A 20098-nucleotide genomic window follows, 5' to 3' on the forward strand; every position below is an offset into this window, starting at 1 on the left:
CCGCCGCCGAGTCACCACAGCCAGCAGGACCTGAGTCAGGAGCAGACCGGTGTCAGATGTCCGTGTGATCATCAAACGCGATTCCGTTGAGCTGGAAGAGCGGACGGTCACGACGGGCACGACCGCGGCCGAACTGTTCCCCGGCGAGCGGTCCGTGATCGCCGCCCGCGTCGGCGGCGAGCTGAAGGACCTCGCGTACGCCCTCGCCGACGGCGACGAGGTCGAGCCGGTGGACATCACCAGCCAGGACGGCCTCAACATCCTGCGGCACTCCACCGCGCACGTGATGGCGCAGGCCGTGCAGGAGCTGCACCCCGAGGCCAAGCTCGGCATCGGGCCGCCGGTCAAGGACGGCTTCTACTACGACTTCGACGTCGAGAAGCCGTTCACCCCCGACGACCTCAAGGCCGTCGAGAAGAAGATGCAGGAGATCCAGAAGCGCGGCCAGCGCTTCTCGCGCCGGGTCGTGACCGACGAGGCCGCCCGCGAGGAGCTGGCCGACGAGCCGTACAAGCTGGAGCTGATCGGCCTCAAGGGCGGCGCCGCGTCCTCGGACGACGGCGCGGACGTCGAGGTCGGCGCCGGCGAGCTGACCATCTACGACAACCTGGACGCGAAGACCGGCGAGCTGTGCTGGAAGGACCTCTGCCGGGGCCCGCACCTGCCCAGCACCCGCAACATCCCGGCGTTCAAGCTGATGCGCAACGCGGCGGCGTACTGGCGCGGCAGCGAGAAGAACCCGATGCTCCAGCGGATCTACGGCACCGCCTGGCCCACCAAGGAAGAGCTGAAGGCGCATCTGGACTTCCTGGAGGAGGCCGCCAAGCGCGACCACCGCAAGCTGGGCAATGAGCTGGACCTCTTCTCCATCCCCGAGCAGATCGGCTCGGGCCTCGCGGTCTTCCACCCCAAGGGCGGCATCATCCGCCGCACCATGGAGGACTACTCGCGCAGGCGGCACGAGGAGGAGGGGTACGAGTTCGTCTACACCCCGCACGCCACCAAGGGCACCCTGTTCGAGACCTCGGGCCACCTGGACTGGTACGCCGACGGCATGTACCCGCCCATGCAGCTCGACGAGGGCACGGACTACTACCTCAAGCCCATGAACTGCCCGATGCACAATCTGATCTTCGACGCCCGCGGCCGGTCCTACCGCGAACTGCCGCTGCGGCTCTTCGAGTTCGGCACCGTGTACCGGTACGAGAAGTCCGGCGTCGTGCACGGTCTGACCCGGGCCCGCGGCTTCACCCAGGACGACGCGCACATCTACTGCACCAAGGAGCAGATGGCCGACGAGCTGGACACCACGCTCACCTTCGTGCTGAATCTGCTGCGCGACTACGGACTGACCGACTTCTACCTGGAGCTGTCCACCAAGGACCCGGAGAAGTTCGTCGGCTCCGACGAGGTCTGGGAGGAGGCCACCGAGACGCTGCGCAAGGTGGCCGAGAAGCAGGGGCTGCCGCTGGTCCCCGACCCGGGCGGCGCCGCCTTCTACGGGCCGAAGATCTCCGTGCAGTGCAAGGACGCCATCGGCCGCACCTGGCAGATGTCGACCGTGCAGCTCGACTTCAACCTGCCCGAGCGGTTCAACCTGGAGTACACCGGCCCCGACGGGACCAAGCACCGCCCGGTGATGATCCACCGCGCGCTGTTCGGCTCGATCGAGCGGTTCTTCGCCGTGCTGCTCGAGCACTACGCGGGCGCCTTCCCGGCCTGGCTCGCCCCGGTGCAGGCGGTCGGCATCCCGATCGGCGACGCGCACGTGCCGTACCTCCAGGAGTTCGCGGCGGAGGCCAGGCGCAAGGGCCTGCGGGTCGACGTGGACGCGTCCTCCGACCGCATGCAGAAGAAGATCCGCAACCAGCAGAAGCTGAAGGTGCCGTACATGGTCATCGTCGGCGACGAGGACATGTCCGGCGGCACGGTCTCCTTCCGCTACCGCGACGGCTCGCAGAAGAACGGCATTCCGCGCGACGAGGCCATCGCCGAGATGGTGGACGCCGTGGAGCGCCGCATCCAGGTCTGACGGCGCCGACGTCCGCCGCCCGTGAGATCCGGGACTTCCCCCGCAGCACGCGTGCTCCGGGGGAAGTCCTATGCTGAACGGCATGACAAGTGAGCCGGAACAGCAGATCGGAGCGGGGGTGCCGGACGCGTTCCAGCGCCTGTGGACCCCGCACCGGATGGCGTACATCCAGGGCGAGAACAAGCCCACCGGCCCCGGTGCCGGTGACGGATGTCCGTTCTGCGCGGTCCCGGCCGAGTCCGACGAGGACGGCCTCGTCATCGCGCGCGGCGAGCACGTGTACGCGGTGCTCAACCTGTACCCGTACAACAGCGGGCACCTCATGGTGGTGCCCTACCGGCACGTCGCCGACTACACCGAGCTGGACGGCGCCGAGACGGCGGAACTGGCCGTGCTGACCAAGCAGGCGATGACCGCCCTGCGGTCCGCCTCCGGCGCGCAGGGCTTCAACATCGGGATGAACCAGGGCGATGTGGCGGGCGCCGGGATCGCCGCGCACCTGCACCAGCACGTGGTGCCGCGCTGGGGCGGCGACGTCAACTTCATGCCGGTCGTCGGACACACGAAGGTGCTGCCGCAGCTCCTCGCCGACACCCGCAAGATGCTCGCGGACGTCTGGCCCTCCTGACGGACGTCCCGTCGTCCTGAAACGTCCCGTCGCCCTGAACCCCGCATGAGCGGGAGCCGGAGCCGGAGCCCGGACAGGTCCTAGGCGTCGTACGCGTCGGCCTTCCTGGGCTCCACGCTCTGCGACAGCCCGCTCAGCATCATCGAGCGGCTGGTGAAGTGCGAGGTGTCCACGCCGTTCTCGCTCATCACCTGGATCGCGGCGGCGTGCACCGCCCGCAGCACCGGAGTGGCCGCGCGCAGCGCGTCGTCGGCCATGAAGCGGTGCTTCCACGGCTTGTCGGCCCACGTGTGCCGCAGCCCGAACGGCTCGGGCAGCTTCAGCGTGCCGCCGAGGTAGTCCAGCACGGCGGGGAAGCGGGTCAGCGGCGCGCGGGCGGCCAGCCGTACCACCTCGTCCGACTCGATCAGCGGGAGCTGTACGGTCCTGGTCTCCCAGAACTTCACCGGCTTGGTGATCGTCTTCTCCTTCGCGGGCGGCCCGGAGGTGAAGATCCCGTGGATCGGGCCGAGCGCGTGCCCGGTGACCTCGATCCGCAGGGTGTGCGCCAGCACCGTCACCGTCGTCATCAGCGTGATGACGAGATTGCCGTCCCAGAGGGTGAACTGGATGCCCAGATAGTGCCGGTTGCCCTTGCCGAACTGCTGCGTGTTGCAGATCCGCTGGATCTCGAAGTCCTTGACCGAGAACGAGTCGACCTCGGGTCCGGTGGGCCGGGAGATCTTGCCCGCGCCCTCGCCGACCGGCACCACGACCCAGTGCTTTATCGACGGCTTGGGGAAGCCGCCGGTGTGCAGCGGGCCGCGCTCGATCATCCGTAGCTGGTCGTGGATGGCGCGGATGACGTCCCAGCTCCGGAACGGGTGGATCTCGGCCAGCCCCTCGCGCGGGATCAGCTCCTCGGCCATCTGCCAGTTCGCCCACCGGCTGCCCATGCCGAGTATGCCCTTGGGCCCCGCGTAGAAGACGACATTGCTGTTCTGCTCCGCGGACAGCTTGGCCAGGCTCTGCCGCAGCAGCTCCGCGCGGGTCTGGTTGGGGTTGCGCGGCACCGCCTCGGGGATCTTCGCGCCGACCGCGGTGCCCGCGACCAGGCCCGCCCAGCGGCTGCGCAGATCCTTCGCGGTGGCCTCGCAGATCCGCTTCGCCCAGAACCAGCCGATGATCGGCGCGATCATCAGGACGCGGAAATACTGCTGCCAGAAACCGCTGAACGGCGGCCGTACCGCGAGCAGCACGGTGAAGGCGGCGGCCACGGCCAGCACGACGGCCCCGAAGGCCCCCGACTTGTTGCCCCGCGCCTTCAGCGACCCGAGCGACTTGCGCAACTGGAAGGCGCCGAGCCAGAGCAGCACGCCGGGCAGGAACAGCACCCCGCACACGCCCATCACCACGGTCAGCCGGTTGTCGCGCTCCTGCCGAATCCGGTTGGCGGCCAGCGCGTGCTCCACCACGGTCTGCGGCACCACACCGAAGGACTGCACCAGTTCACTGCGCGCCGCGCCCAGCATCCTGACCTGGATGGCGCGGGAGAACGCCTCGCCCAGATTCGGCGCGAACAGCGACAGCCGCGGCGCCTTGACGCTCGCCTCGCTGTTGGCGTCGACCAGCGTCGTCACCGGAGTGTCGCGGTACGCGGCGGACGCCAGCGCCTGGGTCGCACCGGTCTCACCGTCGCTGCCGGTCAGCGGAATCTGCGCACCTGGGCTGAAATCGAACCCGATACCGTCCGTCACCACAGGCCCCCAGTCGCCAGTCCCGTACATCCACCGGTTCACCGGTCCATACGGCTCCGACCGGCCCATTCCCCGCACGGGTGAACGTCACACGTTCGGAGCAGTCTCCAGATTAGCGGCGCGACGGCCCGCGGCGTGGCCGCGAGCCGCCGATTGGCCAGCGGACATGTCCACTTGGCGACTTACCGGCGCTGATTCTCCGTCGCGCGCCCGTCATCTGCCGTGCGCGGTCGCCTCGTCCTTCTCCTCCTGCCGGCGCAGTCTCGTGGCCAGTTGGGCGGGCATCGGCTCGTGCCGCGCGTAGTGCCGGCTGAACCGGCCGGTGCCGTGCGACAGCGACCGCAGATCGACGGCGTAGCGGCCGATCTCGATCTCCGGGACCTCGGCGCGCACCACCGACCGCCCGTCTGCGGCCGGTTCGGTGCCCAGCACCCGGCCGCGCCGCCCCGACAGATCGCTCATCACCGAACCGACGTACGCGTCCGGCACCAGCACGCCGACCTCGCAGACCGGTTCCAGCAGATGGATGGGCGCGCCCGCGGCGGCCTCGCGCAGGGCGAGCGCGCCCGCGGTCTGGAAGGCGGCGTCGGAGGAGTCCACCGAGTGCGCCTTGCCGTCGGTGAGGGTGACCCGGATGTCGACCACCGAGAAGCCGAGCGCGACCCCGCGGGCGGCCTGGGTGCGGACGCCCTTCTCCACCGACGGGATGAACTGCCGCGGCACCGCCCCGCCGATCACCTTGTCCACGAACTCGATGCCGGAGCCGACCGGCAGCGGCTCCACCTGGATGTCGCAGATCGCGAACTGCCCGTGCCCGCCGGACTGTTTGACGTGCCGCCCGCGGGCCGTCACCGGCTCGCCGAAGGTCTCCCGCAGCGACACCTTGTGCGGCACCGCGTCGACCTGCACCCCGTACCGGTTGCGCAGCCGCTCCAGGGCGACGTCGGCGTGCGCCTCGCCCAGGCACCACAGGACGACCTGCCGGGTGTCCGGATTCTGTTCGAGACGCATCGTCGGGTCCTCGGCGACCAGCCGCGCCAGGCCCTGGGAGAGCTTGTCCTCGTCGGCCTTGCTGTGCGCCTCGATGGCGATCGGCAGCAGCGGGTCCGGCATCACCCACGGCTCCATCAGCAGCGGCCCGTCCTTGGCCGAGAGCGTGTCGCCGGTCTCGGCGCGGGTCAGCTTGGCCACGCACACCAGATCGCCCGCGCCCGCCGAGGGCACCGGCCGCTGGTGCTTGCCGAAGGGCGACGACAGCGCCCCGACCCGCTCGTCCACGTCGTGGTCCTCGTGCCCGCGGTCCTCCATGCCGTGGCCCGACACGTGCACCGTCTCGTCCGGCCGCAGGGTGCCGGAGAAGACCCGCACCAGACTGATCCGGCCCACGTACGGGTCCGAGGACGTCTTGACCACCTCGGCGGCCAGCGGCCCCTCCGGGTCGCAGACCAGCGCGGGGCGCCCGCCGCCGTCCGGCGTCGTGACCGGCGGCGCCTCCCGCTCCAGCGGGGTCGGGAAACCGCCGGTGATCAGCTCCAGCAGTTCCACGGTGCCCAGGCCCTGCCGGGCGCCGTCCGCGGCGGGCGCGGCGGCCAGCACCGGGTGGAAGGAGCCGCGCGCCACCGCCCGCTCCAGGTCGTCGACGAGCGTCTTGACGTCCAGTTCCTCGCCGCCGAGGTAGCGGTCCATCAAGGTCTCGTCCTCGCTCTCGGCGATGATCCCCTCGATGAGCCGGTTGCGCGCCTGCTCCACCAGCGGCGCCAGCGCCGCGTCCGGCTCGGCCTCGGCCCGCTCGCCGGACACGTAGTCGTACACCCGCTGCGAGAGCAGCCCCGCCAGGCCCGTCACCGGGGCGTGGCCGTCGGGGCCCGCGGGCCCGTGCACCGGCAGATACAGCGGCAGCACCGAATCGGGGGAGTCGCCGCCCAGCTCCGCCGCGCACTGCGCCGCCATCTCCTCGAAACCGGCCCGCACCGACTCCAGGTGCGTCACCACGACCGCCCGCGGCATCCCGACGGCCGCGCACTCCTCCCACACCATCCGGGTCGCGCCGCCGATGCCCTCGCCGTCCTGCGCGGCCGACACGACGAACAGGGCCGCGTCCGCGGCGCGCAGACCGGCCCTCAACTCCCCGACGAAATCGGCGTATCCGGGAGTGTCCAGCAAATTGACCTTGATCCCGCCCCACTCCACGGGGACGAGCGAGAGCTGTACGGAGCGCTGCTGCCGCTGCTCGATCTCGTCGTGGTCGGACACCGAGCCGCCGTCCTCGACCCGGCCTGCCCGGTTCACCGCGCCGGTGGTCAGCGCCAGCGCCTCCACCAATGTCGTCTTGCCCGATCCGCAATGGCCGACCAGCACCACATTGCGCACGTTCTCGGGGCGGTCGGCCGCCGGTGCCCTTCCGGCGGCTCCTGGCTGTGCGTCTCTCCTGTCCGCTGCACCACCCACGCGTTCTCGCCTCCCGGTCCTCACTGCACGGACCGCGCCCTCGGTGGGGGGCGCGTCACAGGGGCGCCACGGGAGACCGCTCCACGCACAGGCGGCCTCGACGACGCCCGCGGTCTTTCGACCTTCCCACGGCCGTCCGGGTGCGTCCATACGTCGTACGCCGGGCCGCCGCCCCCGCCGCTCCGGCACGGCCTGGGACATCCGGTGCGCGCGGGCTGGCTACGATGGGCCATCCGGCTGCCGCTCCGGCCGCCGTGACACCATCCTCCGACCTGTCGGGAAGGCCATGCTGAACAAGTACGCGCGTGCGTTCTTCACGCGTGTTCTCACGCCGTTCGCCGCATTTCTGCTCCGCAAGGGGGTCAGCCCCGACGCGGTGACCCTGCTCGGCACCGCGGGTGTCATGGCGGGCGCACTGGCCTTCTATCCCAGGGGCGAGTTCTTCTGGGGCACCGTGGTGATCACGCTCTTCGTCTTCTCCGACCTGGTGGACGGCAACATGGCCCGCCAGGCCGGGGTCTCCAGCCGCTGGGGCGCCTTCCTCGACTCGACCCTCGACCGGGTCGCCGACGCGGGCATCTTCGGCGGACTCGCCATGTGGTACGCGGGCCGCGGCGACGACCTCGTGCTGTGCGCGGTGACGATCTTCTGCCTGGCCAGCGGCCAGGTGGTGTCCTACACCAAGGCGCGCGGCGAGGCGATCGGCCTGCCGGTGAACGTCAACGGCCTGGTCGAGCGCGCCGAGCGCCTGGTGATCACGCTGACCCTGTGCGGCTTCGCCGGACTGCACAAATTCGGCGTCCCCGGCATCCAGTACCTGCTGCCGATCGCCCTGTGGGCGGTCGCCGCGGGCAGCCTGGTCACCCTCGTCCAGCGGGTCGTCACCGTACGCCGCGAGTCCGCGGAGGCCGACGCCGCAGCCGCCGCCACCTCGGGGCAGGGGAGCAGCGCGTGAGCGAGGACGCCTCCCGGGCCGCGCGGCTCAGGGGGAGCCTCGCCGACGGGCTCTACGGGCTCGGCTGGAGCGCGGTCAAGACGCTGCCGGAACCGGCCGCCCGAGCGCTCGGCCGCGCCATCGCGGACGTCACGTGGCGGCAGCGCGGCAAGGGCGTCCGACGCCTCGAGGCCAACCTGGTCCGGGTCGTGCCGGACGCCGACGAGGCACGGCTGCGCGCGCTGTCGCGCTCGGTCATGCGGTCCTACCTGCGCTACTGGATGGAGTCCTTCCGGCTCCCGGCCTGGAGCAAGGACCGCATCCGCGGCGGCTTCGACCCCGCCGACGTCCACTACCTGACCGACGGCCTCGCCGCCGGACGCGGCGTCATCCTGGCGCTGCCGCACATGGCCAACTACGACCTGGCCGGCGCCTGGGTGACCACCGCGCTCGACACCCCCTTCACCACCGTCGCCGAGCGCCTGAAGCCCGAGACGCTGTACGACCGCTTCGTCGCCTACCGCGAGAGCCTGGGCATGGAGGTGCTGCCGCACACCGGCGGCGCCGCCTTCGGCACCCTGGCCCGGCGGCTGCGGTCCGGCGGCCTGGTCTGCCTGGTCGCCGACCGCGACCTGTCGGCCAGCGGCGTCGAGGTCGACTTCTTCGGCGAGCGCACCCGGCTGCCCGCGGGCCCGGCCATGCTCGCCCAGCAGACCGGAGCGCTGCTGCTCCCCGTCACCCTCTGGTACGACGAGTCGCCCGTCATGCGCGGCCGCGTCCACCCGCCGGTCGAGGTCCCCGCGACCGGCGACCGTACGTCCAAGACGGCCGCGATGACGCAGCGACTGGCCGACGCGTACGCCTCCGGCATCGCCGAGCACCCCGAGGACTGGCACATGCTGCAACGCCTGTGGCTGTCCGACCTCGAACCCCGCCCCGAACCCCCGGCGGGCGGCGCCGACACGGCGGGGGAGACCGCGGGAGCAACGGCGGAGGGCACGTCCGGCGTCTCCCCGCGGGGCGGCCCGGCCACCGCCGCGGCCGAAGGCGCCGGTAGGGCCGACGGCACGGACGGCGCCCACAGCACGGCCGGCACGGACGGCCCGTCGGGCGCGGGCGGTACGGCCGGCGGCCCACCTGACCACTCCGGAACGGAGAAAACGTGAGGATCGGGATCGTCTGCCCGTACTCCTGGGACGTCCCCGGCGGCGTCCAGTTCCACATCCGCGACCTCGCCGAGCACCTGATCGGCCTCGGCCACGAGGTCTCCGTGCTCGCCCCCGCCGACGACGAGACACCGCTGCCGCCGTACGTGGTGTCGGCGGGCCGCGCCGTGCCGGTCCCGTACAACGGCTCGGTCGCCCGGCTCAACTTCGGCTTCCTGTCCGCCGCCCGGGTCCGCCGCTGGCTGCACGACGGCAACTTCGACGTCATCCACATCCACGAACCCGCCTCGCCCTCGCTCGGCCTGCTGGCCTGCTGGGCGGCGCAGGGCCCGATCGTGGCCACCTTCCACACCTCCAACCCGCGGTCGCGCGCGATGATCGCCGCGTACCCGATCCTGCAACCCGCGCTGGAGAAGATCAGGGCCCGGATCGCGGTCAGCGAGTACGCCCGCCGCACCCTGGTCGAGCACCTGGGCGGCGACGCGGTCGTCATCCCCAACGGCGTCGACGTGGACTTCTTCGCGCGGGCCGAGCCCAAGAAGGAGTGGCAGGGCGGCACGATCGGCTTCATCGGGCGGATCGACGAGCCGCGCAAGGGCCTGCCCGTGCTGATCCGGGCACTGCCGAAGATCCTCGCCGAGCGGCCCGGCACCCGGCTGCTGGTCGCGGGCCGCGGCGACGAGGAGGAGGCCGTCGAGTCGCTGCCCGAGGCGATGCGCGACCGGGTCGAATTCCTCGGCATGGTCAGCGACGAGGACAAGGCGCGGCTGCTGCGCAGCGTCGACGTCTACGTGGCGCCCAACACCGGCGGCGAGTCGTTCGGGATCATCCTGGTCGAGGCGATGTCGGCGGGCGCCGCCGTGCTCGCCAGCGACCTCGACGCCTTCGCGCAGGTCCTCGACCAGGGCGCGGCGGGCGAACTCTTCGCCAACGAGGACGCCGACGCGCTCGCCGCCGCCGCCCTGCGGCTGCTCGGCGACCCCGCCCGCCGTACCGAACTGCGCACCCGCGGCAGCGCCCATGTGCGGCGATTCGACTGGTCGGTGGTCGGCGGTGACATCCTGTCCGTCTACGAGACCGTCACCGACGGCGCCGCGCATGTCGCCGCGGACGAACGCACCAGCCTTCGGGCGAGATTCGGCCTGGCAAGGGACTGACAGTGACCACCATCATCTGGGTCGCGGTCGCGATCGTCGCGATCGGCCTCTACCTGAGCTGGACGGCCGGGCGCCTCGACCGTCTGCACGCCCGGATCGACGCGGCGCGCGCCGCCCTGGACGCGCAACTGCTGCGCCGCGCCTCGGTCGCCCAGGAACTGGCCACGGCCGGTGTGCTGGACCCGGCCGCGTCGATCGTGCTGTACGAGTCCGCGCACGCCGCCCGGCAGGCCGAGCCGGAGCAGCGGGAAGTCGCCGAGAGCGAGCTGAGCCAGGCGCTGCGCGCGGTCTTCTCCGAGCCGGGCGCGGTCGCCGAGATCGGGGAGGCGCCGGGCGGCACCGAGGCGATCAAGGAGCTGACCCAGTCGGTACGGCGGGTGCCGATGGCCCGGCGCTTCCACAACGACGCGGTACGCGCCGCGCGGGCGGTCCGCAGACACCGCGTCGTGCGCTGGTTCCGGCTCGCGGGCCACGCACCCTTCCCGCTGGCCTTCGAGATGGACGACGAGCCGCCGGTGCCGCTCACGGCGGACGGTGCCGGGTCGCACTGAACGCCCCGGCACCACGGAGCGCACCGGCACCCGCCGGACGCACCGATCCGCGCGGGCCACACGGCCACCCGCCGGCCCGCGGGGAGCCACCGCGGCGGAATTGGCCCTTTCCCGCCCCCGGCGACCGGCCGGACCATGGAGAAAAGCCACCGATTTCGTCAGCGAGTGAGGTCACCGTGTCCACCAGCCCCTCCGCCACCACCCCCGAGACCGGCACCGCACGCGTCAAGCGCGGTATGGCCGAGCAGCTCAAGGGCGGCGTGATCATGGATGTCGTCACCCCGGAGCAGGCGAAGATCGCCGAGGACGCGGGCGCCGTCGCCGTCATGGCACTGGAGCGGGTTCCGGCCGACATCCGCGCGCAGGGCGGCGTGGCCCGGATGTCCGACCCGGACATGATCGAGGGCATCATCAACGCGGTGTCCATCCCCGTGATGGCCAAGTCCCGGATCGGCCACTTCGTCGAGGCCCAGGTCCTCCAGGCGCTCGGCGTCGACTACATCGACGAGTCCGAGGTGCTGACCCCCGCCGACGAGGTCAACCACTCCGACAAGTGGGCCTACACCACCCCCTTCGTCTGCGGCGCCACCAACCTCGGCGAGGCCCTGCGCCGGATCGCCGAGGGCGCGGCCATGATCCGCTCCAAGGGCGAGGCCGGCACCGGCAACGTGGTCGAGGCCGTCCGCCACCTGCGCCAGATCAAGGGCGAGATCTCCCGCCTCAAGGGCCTGGACAACAACGAGCTGTACGCCGCCGCCAAGGACCTGCGCGCCCCGTACGAGCTGGTCAAGGAGGTGTCGGTGCTGGGCAAGCTGCCCGTCGTGCTGTTCTCCGCGGGCGGTGTGGCCACCCCGGCCGACGCCGCGCTGATGCGCCAGCTCGGCGCCGAGGGCGTCTTCGTCGGCTCCGGCATCTTCAAGTCCGGCGACCCGGCCAAGCGCGCCGCCGCGATCGTCCGCGCCACCACCTTCTTCGACGACCCGAAGGTCATCGCGGACGCCTCCCGCAACCTCGGCGAGGCCATGGTCGGCATCAACATCGACACCCTCCCGGAGTCCGAGCACTACGCCAACCGCGGCTGGTAAGGCGACGATGACCAGCTCTCCCACCATCGGCGTCCTGGCACTCCAGGGCGACGTCCGGGAGCATCTGACGGCACTGGCCGCGGCGGACGCCGCGGCCGGTCCCGTCCGGCGCCCGGAGGAACTGGCCGGAATCGACGGCCTGGTGATACCCGGCGGCGAGTCCACCACCATCTCCAAGCTCGCCGTGCTCTTCGGCCTGATGGAACCGCTGCGCGAGGCGATCCGCGGCGGCCTGCCGGTCTACGGCACCTGCGCGGGACTGATCATGCTCGCCGACAAGATCCTCGACCCCAGGTCCGGCCAGGAGACCTTCGGCGGCATCGACATGATCGTCCGCCGCAACGCCTTCGGCAGGCAGAACGAGTCCTTCGAAGCGGTCGTCGACGTCACGGGCGTCGAGGGCGGCCCGGTCGAGGGCGTCTTCATCCGCGCGCCGTGGGTCGAGTCGGTGGGTGCGGACGTGGAGGTGCTCGCCGAGTACGGTGGCCACATCGTCGCCGTCCGTCAGCGCAATGTGCTCGCCACGTCGTTCCACCCCGAACTGACCGGCGACCACCGGGTCCATGAATTCTTCGTGGACACTGTGCGCGCGGCGGGCTGACCGGATCCCGGTAGGATCGACGGCGCGACGAAAGACAGCATTTGGTGACGCGAAGGAGACAGTCGGATGTCCGGCCACTCTAAATGGGCTACGACCAAGCACAAGAAGGCCGTGATCGATGCCAAGCGCGGCAAGCTCTTCGCGAAGCTGATCAAGAACATCGAGGTCGCGGCGCGGACCGGTGGCGCCGACCCGGACGGCAACCCGACGCTGTTCGACGCCATCCAGAAGGCGAAGAAGAGCTCGGTACCGAACAAGAACATCGACAGCGCGGTCAAGCGCGGCGCCGGTCTCGAAGCCGGTGGCGCCGACTACCAGACGATCATGTACGAGGGCTACGGTCCCAACGGTGTCGCGGTGCTCATCGAGTGCCTGACCGACAACCGCAACCGCGCCGCGTCCGACGTGCGGGTGGCCATGACCCGCAACGGCGGCTCGATGGCCGATCCGGGCTCGGTGTCGTACCTGTTCAACCGCAAGGGCGTGGTGATCGTCCCCAAGGCTGAGCTGGGCGAGGACGACGTGCTGGACGCGGTGCTCGACGCGGGCGCCGAGGAGGTCAACGACCTCGGTGAGTCCTTCGAGGTGATCAGCGAGGCCACCGACCTGGTGCCGGTCCGCAAGGCGCTCCAGGAGGCCGGGATCGACTACGACTCGGCCGACGCCAACTTCCTGCCCACCATGCAGGTGGAGCTGGACGAGGACGGCGCGCGCAAGATCTTCAAGCTCATCGACGCGCTGGAGGACAGCGACGACGTGCAGAACGTCTTCGCCAACTTCGACGTCTCCGACGAGGTCATGGAGAAGGTCGACGCCTGAGCCGCGCTCAGGCGGTGACGCCGGGGCCGCGCGCGAGCGGACCCTGACGGACGGTCAGCCGGAGGGGCCGACGGGACACACCCCGTCGGCCCCTCCGCTGTTTGTCGGCCCCAACCGATAACCTGCACGAACAGGTTGGCGAAGACGGCGGCTGACGGGCGCGGAAGGGGGCGGCATGCGAGTGCTCGGCGTGGACCCGGGTCTGACCCGGTGCGGCATCGGAGTGGTGGACGGCGTCCCCGGACGCCCGCTGACGATGGTCGGCGTCGGCGTCGTACGCACCCCGGCCGACGCGGAGATCGGCGACCGGCTCGTCCTGATCGAGCGCGGCATCGAGGAGTGGCTCGACGAACACCGCCCGGAGGCGGTCGCCGTGGAGCGGGTCTTCAGCCAGCACAATGTGCGCACCGTGATGGGCACCGCCCAGGCGAGCGCGGTCGCCATGCTGTGCGCCGCCCGCCGCGGCCTGCCCGTCCACCTGCACACCCCCAGCGAGGTCAAGGCCGCCGTCACCGGCAGCGGCCGGGCCGACAAGGCGCAGGTCGGCGCGATGGTGACCCGGCTGCTGCGGCTCGACGCCCCGCCGAAACCGGCCGACGCCGCCGACGCGCTGGCGCTGGCCATCTGTCACATCTGGCGCGGCGCCGCCACCAACCGCCTCCAGCAGGCCATCGCCGCCCACCGCCCCGTACGACCCCAGGAGTCCGCCAAGTGATCGCCTTCGTCAGCGGCCAGGTCGCCGCGCTCGCCCCCGACACCGCGGTCATCGAGGTCGGCGGCGTGGGCATGGCCGTCCAGTGCGCCCCGAACACCCTGGCCGCGCTGCGGATCGGCCAGGCCGCCAAGCTCGCCACCTCCCTGGTGGTCCGCGAGGACTCGCTCACCCTCTACGGCTTCGCGGACGAGGACGAGCGGCAGGTCTTCGAACTGCTCCAGACCGTCAGCGGAGTCGGCCCCAGACTCGCCCAGACGATGCTCGCCGTGCACACCCCGGACGCGTTGCGCTCCGCGGTCGCGGTCGGCGACGAGAAGGCGCTGACCGCGGTGCCCGGCATCGGCAAGAAGGGAGCGCAGCGGCTGCTCCTGGAGCTGAAGGACCGGCTGGGCGAACCGGTCGGCTCCGGCGCGGACCGGGGAATCGGCAGCCCGGTCGGCGACTCCTGGCGCGAGCAGCTGCACGCCGCGCTGCTCAGCCTCGGCTACGCCACCCGCGAGGCCGACGAGGCGGTCGCCGCCGTCACCCCGCAGGCCGAGGCCGAGCGGGAGCCGAACGTCGGCGTGCTGCTGCGCGCGGCCCTCCAGACCCTCAACCGCACCCGCTGACCGCCCTGTTGACGCCGCCGGCCGCACCCGTACCGGTGACGCCGGTCCGTACCGCCGACCCCACACCGACCCGAGAGACCAACCATGAACTGGGACGACGCCACCGACGAGCGGCCGGAGCGACTGGTCGGCGCCACCGCCGACCATGAGGACCAGGCGGTCGAGGCGGCGCTGCGCCCCAAGGACCTGGGGGAGTTCATCGGGCAGGAGCGCGTACGGCAGCAGCTCGACCTGGTGCTCAGGGCCGCCCGCCAGCGCCAGGGCACCGCGGACCACGTCCTGCTCTCCGGCGCCCCCGGCCTCGGCAAGACGACGCTGTCGATGATCATCGCGGCCGAGATGGGCGTGCCCATCCGGATCACCTCGGGACCCGCCATCCAGCACGCGGGCGACCTCGCCGCGATCCTGTCCTCGCTCCAGGAGGGCGAGGTGCTCTTCCTCGACGAGATCCACCGGATGTCACGGCCCGCCGAGGAAATGCTCTACATGGCGATGGAGGACTACCGGGTCGACGTGATCGTCGGCAAGGGCCCCGGCGCGACCGCGATCCCGCTGGAACTGCCGCCCTTCACCCTGGTCGGCGCCACCACCAGGGCCGGACTGCTGCCGCCGCCGCTGCGCGACCGCTTCGGCTTCACCGGCCACATGGAGTTCTACGCTCCCGCCGAACTGGAGAAGGTCATCCGCCGCTCCTCCGGGCTGCTGGACGTCGAGGTCGCCGACGACGGCGCCGCCGAGATCGCCGGACGCTCCCGCGGCACCCCCCGGATCGCCAACCGGCTGCTGCGCCGGGTCCGCGACTACGCCCAGGTCAGGGCGGACGGTGTGATCAGCCGGGAGATCGCCGCCAAGGCGCTGGAGGTCTACGAGGTGGACGAGCGCGGGCTCGACCGGCTGGACCGGGCCGTGCTCCAGGCGCTGCTGAAGCTCTTCGGCGGCGGGCCCGTCGGCCTGTCCACGCTCGCCGTCGCGGTCGGCGAGGAGCGCGAGACCGTCGAGGAGGTCGCCGAGCCGTTCCTCGTCAGGGAGGGCCTGCTGGCCCGGACACCGCGCGGCCGGGTGGCCACGCCCGCGGCCTGGACGCACCTCGGTCTGGTACCACCGCACAATCCCGCCGGACCCGGACAGAGCGGGTTGTTCGGACCGTGACCGCCGATAGACTCGCCCCTTCAGGAACCCCAGTGCCATGCTTGGCGTTGTTCAGGCGGCGAGCCAGCGCTTAGACTCCGCCGACGCCCTTCCTCCGGATCGGCACCCACATCCCGAAACCCAGGCCAGCCCCACGTTGGCCGTGCGAAGGAACGTCCAGACCGTGAGTATCGTCACTCTCCTCCCCTTGGTCCTGATTGTTGGCGTCATGTTCATGATGACGCGCTCGGCCAAGAACAAGCAGCGCCAGGCACTGACCATGCGGAACCAGATGGAGCCCGGATCGGGCGTCCGCACGATCGGTGGCATGTACGCCGTGGTCAAGGAAGTGAACGAGGAGACGGTCCTCCTTGAGCTGACGGACGGGGTGCACGCACACTTCGCGAAGAACGCCATCGGCGCCGTGCTGGCCGAAGAGGAGTTCAACCGGATCGTGCACGGCATCGAGCCGGAGGAGATCGAGCACGACGACACCGAGGACACCGAAGGCGACGTCACCGCCGACGCGGCTTCCGGGGATGCCGCTGCGACGGACGACGTCAAGAAGGACGCCAAGGACTCGGGCGAGCACCGCATCGATCTGAGCAAGACCGAGGACGCGCCGGGGCAGGACGGCCCCGACTCCACGTCCAAGTAAGGGTCCGGCTCTCACAACTTCGTGGCCACCCCATGAGCGTGCAGGCTCAGGGGCGGTAGGACAGGGAGAATCAAGAAGGTGGCAGCAGCCAACAAGGGCCGCAGGCCGTCCCCGGGGAGTCAGGGATACCCCGGGCGCGCTCTGGCCGTGATCGTGATCGCCCTGGTGGCGCTGACCGGAGGAATGTTCCTCTCCGGCAACACCACTCCCCGACTGGGCATCGACCTGGCCGGCGGTGTCAGCATCACGCTGACCGCCAAGGCGGACCAGGGGAACGCGGTCACCAAGTCCAATATGAACACGGCGGTCAGCATCATCAACCGCCGTGTCAACGGACTCGGTGTCTCCGAGGCGGAGGTGCAGACCCAGGGATCGAACAACATCATCGTCAACATCCCCAAGGGCACCAACGCCGCCCAGGCCGAGCAGCAGGTGGGCACCACCGCGCAGCTCGCCTTCCGCCAGGTGCTGACCGCCGCGGACGGCAACCCGGCCACGGCCGCGCCCAAGCCCTCGGCCAGCCCCTCGGCCTCCGGCGGTACGACGCCGAAGCCGAGCGGCACGCCCAGCGCGACGGGCACCCCGAAGGCCACCGGGAGCACCACGTCCAGTCCGCAGGGCCGCGCCGTCACCGACGCGCTGAAGTCGAGTGTGAACAAGGCGCCGACACCGACGCCCACCGCGACGCCCAGCAACCCGGCGACCACGCCCGGCACGGGCGCCGCCGACCTGTCGATCCCCGCCGACCTCCAGGCGAAGCTCGACAAGCTCGACTGCACCGACCCCACGCAGCGCACCGCGGCCAGCAAGGGCACCAAGCCCGGTGACAAGGTCGTCGCCTGCGGTCAGCAGGGCAACCAGTGGATCAAGTACGCGCTCGGCCCGACGCTGATCGACGGCAAGCGCGTCTCCGGCGCCAGCGCGAACTTCGACTCGCAGCAGGGCAACGGCTGGGTCGTCAACCTGACGTTCGACTCCAAGGGCGCCAGCCAGTTCACCAAGGTCACCGGCGACCTCGCCTCCCAGGCCCAGCCGAACAACCAGTTCGCGATCGACCTGGACGGCAACGTCGTCTCGGCCCCGTCGGTCTCCCAGGCCCTGCCCGGCGGCAGCGCCCAGATCTCCGGCAGCTTCACCCAGAAGTCCGCCGAGGACCTGGCGAACGTGCTGAAGTACGGCTCGCTGCCCCTGGCGTTCTCCATCCAGGACACGACCACGGTCTCTCCCGCCCTCGGCGGCGAGCAGCTCCGCGGCGGTCTGATCGCCGGCGCCGTCGGCCTCGTCCTGGTCGTGCTCTACATGTTCGCCTACTACCGCGGACTGAGCCTGGTGGCGCTCGCGAGCCTCGTGGTCTCGGGCGCGCTCACCTACACGATCATGTGTCTGCTCGGTGAGGCGATCGGCTTCGCACTGAACCTGCCCGCGGTCTGTGGTGCCATCGTCGCCATCGGTATCACCGCCGACTCGTTCATCGTCTTCTTCGAACGGATCAGGGACGAGCTCCGTGAGGGCCGCTCGCTGCAACCCGCGGTCGCCCGCGGCTGGCCGCGCGCCCGGCGCACCATCCTGGTTTCGGACTTCGTGTCCTTCCTCGCCGCCGCCGTGCTGTTCACCGTGACGGTCGGCAAGGTCCAGGGCTTCGCGTTCACGCTCGGTCTCACCACCGTGCTCGACGTCGTCGTGGTGTTCCTGTTCACCAAGCCGCTGATGACGATCCTCGCCCGTCGCCCGTTCTTCGCTCAGGGCCACAGGTGGTCCGGTCTCGATCCCAAGGCGCTCGGCGTGAAGGCGCCGCTGCGTCGGAGCGTCCGCCACAACCGGCCCACCGAGACGAAGGAAGCCTGATGTCCAAGCTCAGCAATCTCGGTCACCGGCTGCACCGCGGCGAGATCGCGTACGACTTCGTCGGCCACCGCAAGATCTGGTACGGCGTATCGATCCTGATCACGGTCGTCGCCGCGGTCGGCCTGGTGGTCAACGGCCTCAAGCTCGGCATCGAGTTCTCCGGCGGCGCGGACTTCACCACGGCCAAGACCTCCATCTCGGTCGCGGACGCGCAGAGCAAGATCGAGGGCCACACCGCCGGCCACGACGCGACGATCCAGAAGCTGGGCAGCGGAAAGCTCCGCATCCAGGTCAGCGACATCTCCACCGAGGCGTCCAAGTCCGTCCAGCAGAACATCTCCAAGGAACTGGGCATCCCGCTCAAGGACATCGACGCGCAGATCGTCGGTCCGAGCTGGGGCAAGGAGATCTCCCACAAGGCCCTTCAGGGTCTGATCATCTTCCTGGTGCTGGTGGTCGCCTATCTGGCCATCGCCTTCGAGTGGCGCAAGGCCGTCGCGGCACTGATCGCCCTGCTCCACGACCTCACGATCACGGTCGGTGTCTACGCCATCGTGGGCTTCGAGGTCACACCGGGCACGGTAATCGGTCTGCTCACCATCCTCGGTTACTCCCTCTACGACACCGTCGTCGTCTTCGACGGTCTGAAGGAGTCCACCAAGGACATCACCAAGCAGAACAGGTACACCTACAGCGAGATCGCCAACCGCAGCCTCAACGGCACCCTGGTGCGGTCGATCAACACCACGGTCGTCGCCCTGCTGCCGGTCGGCGCGCTGCTCTTCATCGGTGGCGGCATCCTCGGCGCGGGCATGCTCAACGACATCGCGCTCGCGCTGTTCGTCGGCCTCACCGCCGGTGCGTACTCCTCGATCTTCATCGCGACCCCGATCGTCGCGGACCTCAAGGAGCGCGACCCGGCGATGAAGCAGGTCCGCAAGCGGGTGCTCGCCCGCCGGGCCTCCGACGCCACGAAGGCCGCCGAGGCGGCTGCCCGCGGCGAGGAGCCCGCCGACCCCGAGGACGGGGACGGGGACGACGACGACCAGGCGGAAGCCGCAGCGGCCGGCGCCGGTGTGGTGGGCCCGCGGGCCCAGGGCTCCGCCCCGGGCAGCCGTTCCGGCGGCACCCGCGGCGCGTCCGCCAACCGCGGCACCCGTGGTGGCCGCAACCGCCCCTCGGGCAAGCGGCGCTGACCGTGAATCGCCGCCGCCCGGTCGACACCGACCGGGCGGCGGCGATTTTCCGTTTCCCGAACCACATCGACCGACCCTCGTCGACCGACGAGCGCTCCATGGCCCGAAGCGCCGTGGAACGACAAGCACGTCATGGACCGACGCGACATGAACCGACGAAAGTAGCGCGATGACCACCACGGACGCAGCCTCCGCCGAGCTCAGGGAACTGCTGCTCGGCCGCATCCGCGACGTACCGGACTACCCCCAGCCCGGCGTGATCTTCAAGGACATCACCCCGCTGCTGGCCGACCCCGTCGCCTTCAGCGCCCTGGTGGACGCGCTCGCCGCCCTGTGCGCGCGGCACGGCGCCACCAAGGTCGTCGGCCTCGAAGCCCGCGGCTTCATCCTCGCCGCCCCGGCCGCCGCCCGCGCGGGCCTCGGCTTCGTCCCGGTCCGCAAGGCGGGCAAACTGCCCGGAAAGACCCTGGCGCAGTCGTACGACCTGGAGTACGGCACCGCCGAGATCGAGGTGCAGGTCGACGCCTTCGCCGAGGGCGACCGCGTCCTGGTGATCGACGACGTCCTGGCCACCGGCGGCACCGCGGAAGCCTCGCTTGAGCTGATCCGGCGGACCGGCGCGACCGTCGCGGGCGTGGCCGTCCTGCTGGAGCTGGGCTTCCTCGGCGGCCGGGCGCGGCTGGCCCGGGTCCTGGGAGACGCCCCCCTGGACACCCTCGTCGCGATCTGACGCGCTCCGGGCCGCGTACGGGCTCTCGGGCCGCGTACGGGCTCTCGTACGCCATTCGGGT

18 protein-coding genes are annotated in these 20098 nt (G+C 71.0%); 16 read left to right on the forward strand and 2 right to left on the reverse strand.

Annotated elements, in window-relative coordinates; genetic code table 11:
• Window positions 1-49: 49 nt before the first annotated feature.
• Window positions 50-2032, forward strand: coding sequence for a threonine--tRNA ligase (gene thrS / locus ACIP4Z_RS12520; protein ID WP_391160829.1), 1983 nt, complete (start codon window positions 50-52; stop codon window positions 2030-2032).
• A gap of 70 nt (window positions 2033-2102) precedes the next feature.
• Window positions 2103-2660, forward strand: a complete 558-nt coding sequence (locus tag ACIP4Z_RS12525) for an HIT domain-containing protein (RefSeq protein WP_188285222.1) — start codon at window positions 2103-2105, stop codon at window positions 2658-2660.
• An 80-nt stretch (window positions 2661-2740) separates the two neighbouring features.
• Here the strand turns inward: ACIP4Z_RS12525 and ACIP4Z_RS12530 are convergent, their stop codons facing one another.
• On the reverse strand, window positions 2741-4426 hold the full coding sequence (locus tag ACIP4Z_RS12530) for a hypothetical protein (protein ID WP_355332546.1): 1686 nt from the start codon (window positions 4424-4426) through the stop codon (window positions 2741-2743).
• Window positions 4427-4609: 183 nt separating this feature from the next.
• Window positions 4610-6844 (reverse strand): elongation factor G-like protein EF-G2, encoded by a 2235-nt coding sequence (locus tag ACIP4Z_RS12535; protein ID WP_401307077.1) that lies wholly within the window; start codon window positions 6842-6844, stop codon window positions 4610-4612.
• Window positions 6845-7130: 286 nt separating this feature from the next.
• On the opposite strand from ACIP4Z_RS12535, the gene pgsA reads away from it, so the two are divergent.
• From pgsA to ACIP4Z_RS12605, 14 genes are all read left to right on the forward strand, one after another.
• The gene (pgsA, locus tag ACIP4Z_RS12540; protein WP_355332539.1) at window positions 7131-7799 is read left to right on the forward strand and encodes a phosphatidylinositol phosphate synthase; all 669 of its coding nucleotides are present in this window, start codon (window positions 7131-7133) and stop codon (window positions 7797-7799) included.
• Complete coding sequence (locus ACIP4Z_RS12545) at window positions 7796-8944, forward strand: phosphatidylinositol mannoside acyltransferase (RefSeq protein ID WP_401307080.1); 1149 nt, start codon at window positions 7796-7798, stop codon at window positions 8942-8944. The genes pgsA and ACIP4Z_RS12545 overlap by 4 nt, the downstream gene beginning before the upstream one ends.
• A complete protein-coding gene (locus ACIP4Z_RS12550) occupies window positions 8941-10101 on the forward strand; it encodes a glycosyltransferase family 4 protein (RefSeq protein WP_355332534.1) in 1161 nt (386 codons plus the stop codon). The genes ACIP4Z_RS12545 and ACIP4Z_RS12550 overlap by 4 nt, the downstream gene beginning before the upstream one ends.
• Before the next feature lie 2 nt (window positions 10102-10103).
• Window positions 10104-10652, forward strand: coding sequence for a hypothetical protein (locus ACIP4Z_RS12555; protein WP_355332532.1), 549 nt, complete (start codon window positions 10104-10106; stop codon window positions 10650-10652).
• Window positions 10653-10828: 176 nt separating this feature from the next.
• On the forward strand, window positions 10829-11737 hold the full coding sequence (gene pdxS, locus ACIP4Z_RS12560) for a pyridoxal 5'-phosphate synthase lyase subunit PdxS (RefSeq protein WP_355332529.1): 909 nt from the start codon (window positions 10829-10831) through the stop codon (window positions 11735-11737).
• Window positions 11738-11744: 7 nt separating this feature from the next.
• The gene (gene pdxT / locus ACIP4Z_RS12565) at window positions 11745-12338 is read left to right on the forward strand and encodes a pyridoxal 5'-phosphate synthase glutaminase subunit PdxT (protein WP_355332527.1); all 594 of its coding nucleotides are present in this window, start codon (window positions 11745-11747) and stop codon (window positions 12336-12338) included.
• 66 nt (window positions 12339-12404) lie between these two features.
• Window positions 12405-13157, forward strand: a complete 753-nt coding sequence (locus ACIP4Z_RS12570) for a YebC/PmpR family DNA-binding transcriptional regulator (protein ID WP_188285213.1) — start codon at window positions 12405-12407, stop codon at window positions 13155-13157.
• Window positions 13158-13332: 175 nt separating this feature from the next.
• Entirely contained in the window at window positions 13333-13872 is a 540-nt protein-coding gene (gene ruvC / locus ACIP4Z_RS12575) for a crossover junction endodeoxyribonuclease RuvC (RefSeq protein ID WP_188285212.1), read from the forward strand.
• Entirely contained in the window at window positions 13869-14480 is a 612-nt protein-coding gene (gene ruvA / locus ACIP4Z_RS12580; protein ID WP_401307087.1) for a Holliday junction branch migration protein RuvA, read from the forward strand. Before ruvC ends, ruvA begins: the two co-directional genes overlap by 4 nt.
• A gap of 84 nt (window positions 14481-14564) precedes the next feature.
• Window positions 14565-15629: a Holliday junction branch migration DNA helicase RuvB gene (gene ruvB / locus ACIP4Z_RS12585; RefSeq protein ID WP_355332520.1), complete on the forward strand. Its 1065-nt coding sequence runs from the start codon at window positions 14565-14567 to the stop codon at window positions 15627-15629.
• Between the two features lie 163 nt (window positions 15630-15792).
• Entirely contained in the window at window positions 15793-16266 is a 474-nt protein-coding gene (gene yajC, locus ACIP4Z_RS12590; RefSeq protein ID WP_355332517.1) for a preprotein translocase subunit YajC, read from the forward strand.
• A gap of 78 nt (window positions 16267-16344) precedes the next feature.
• Window positions 16345-18111, forward strand: coding sequence for a protein translocase subunit SecD (gene secD, locus ACIP4Z_RS12595; protein WP_355332515.1), 1767 nt, complete (start codon window positions 16345-16347; stop codon window positions 18109-18111).
• Window positions 18111-19307, forward strand: a complete 1197-nt coding sequence (gene secF, locus ACIP4Z_RS12600) for a protein translocase subunit SecF (protein WP_391046599.1) — start codon at window positions 18111-18113, stop codon at window positions 19305-19307. Before secD ends, secF begins: the two co-directional genes overlap by 1 nt.
• Before the next feature lie 169 nt (window positions 19308-19476).
• Window positions 19477-20037: an adenine phosphoribosyltransferase gene (locus ACIP4Z_RS12605; protein ID WP_355332509.1), complete on the forward strand. Its 561-nt coding sequence runs from the start codon at window positions 19477-19479 to the stop codon at window positions 20035-20037.
• Window positions 20038-20098 lie beyond the last annotated feature (61 nt).

This window comes from Streptomyces sp. NPDC088910, assembly GCF_044749865.1.
In the GTDB taxonomy this organism is placed as follows: domain Bacteria; phylum Actinomycetota; class Actinomycetes; order Streptomycetales; family Streptomycetaceae; genus Actinacidiphila.

Excerpts from the sequence above, each read along its gene's own strand:
- ACIP4Z_RS12530 (WP_355332546.1), bottom strand. The coding sequence starts at position 4,426 with ATGTACGGGACTGGCGACTGGGGGCCTGTGGTGACGGACGGTATCGGG.
- ACIP4Z_RS12605 (WP_355332509.1), top strand. The coding sequence starts at position 19,477 with ATGACCACCACGGACGCAGCCTCCGCCGAGCTCAGGGAACTGCTGCTC.
- pdxT (WP_355332527.1), top strand. The coding sequence starts at position 11,745 with ATGACCAGCTCTCCCACCATCGGCGTCCTGGCACTCCAGGGCGACGTC.
- secF (WP_391046599.1), top strand. The coding sequence starts at position 18,111 with ATGTCCAAGCTCAGCAATCTCGGTCACCGGCTGCACCGCGGCGAGATC.
- pgsA (WP_355332539.1), top strand. The coding sequence starts at position 7,131 with ATGCTGAACAAGTACGCGCGTGCGTTCTTCACGCGTGTTCTCACGCCG.
- ACIP4Z_RS12570 (WP_188285213.1), top strand. The coding sequence starts at position 12,405 with ATGTCCGGCCACTCTAAATGGGCTACGACCAAGCACAAGAAGGCCGTG.
- ruvC (WP_188285212.1), top strand. The coding sequence starts at position 13,333 with ATGCGAGTGCTCGGCGTGGACCCGGGTCTGACCCGGTGCGGCATCGGA.
- ACIP4Z_RS12525 (WP_188285222.1), top strand. The coding sequence starts at position 2,103 with ATGCTGAACGGCATGACAAGTGAGCCGGAACAGCAGATCGGAGCGGGG.
- ruvB (WP_355332520.1), top strand. The coding sequence starts at position 14,565 with ATGAACTGGGACGACGCCACCGACGAGCGGCCGGAGCGACTGGTCGGC.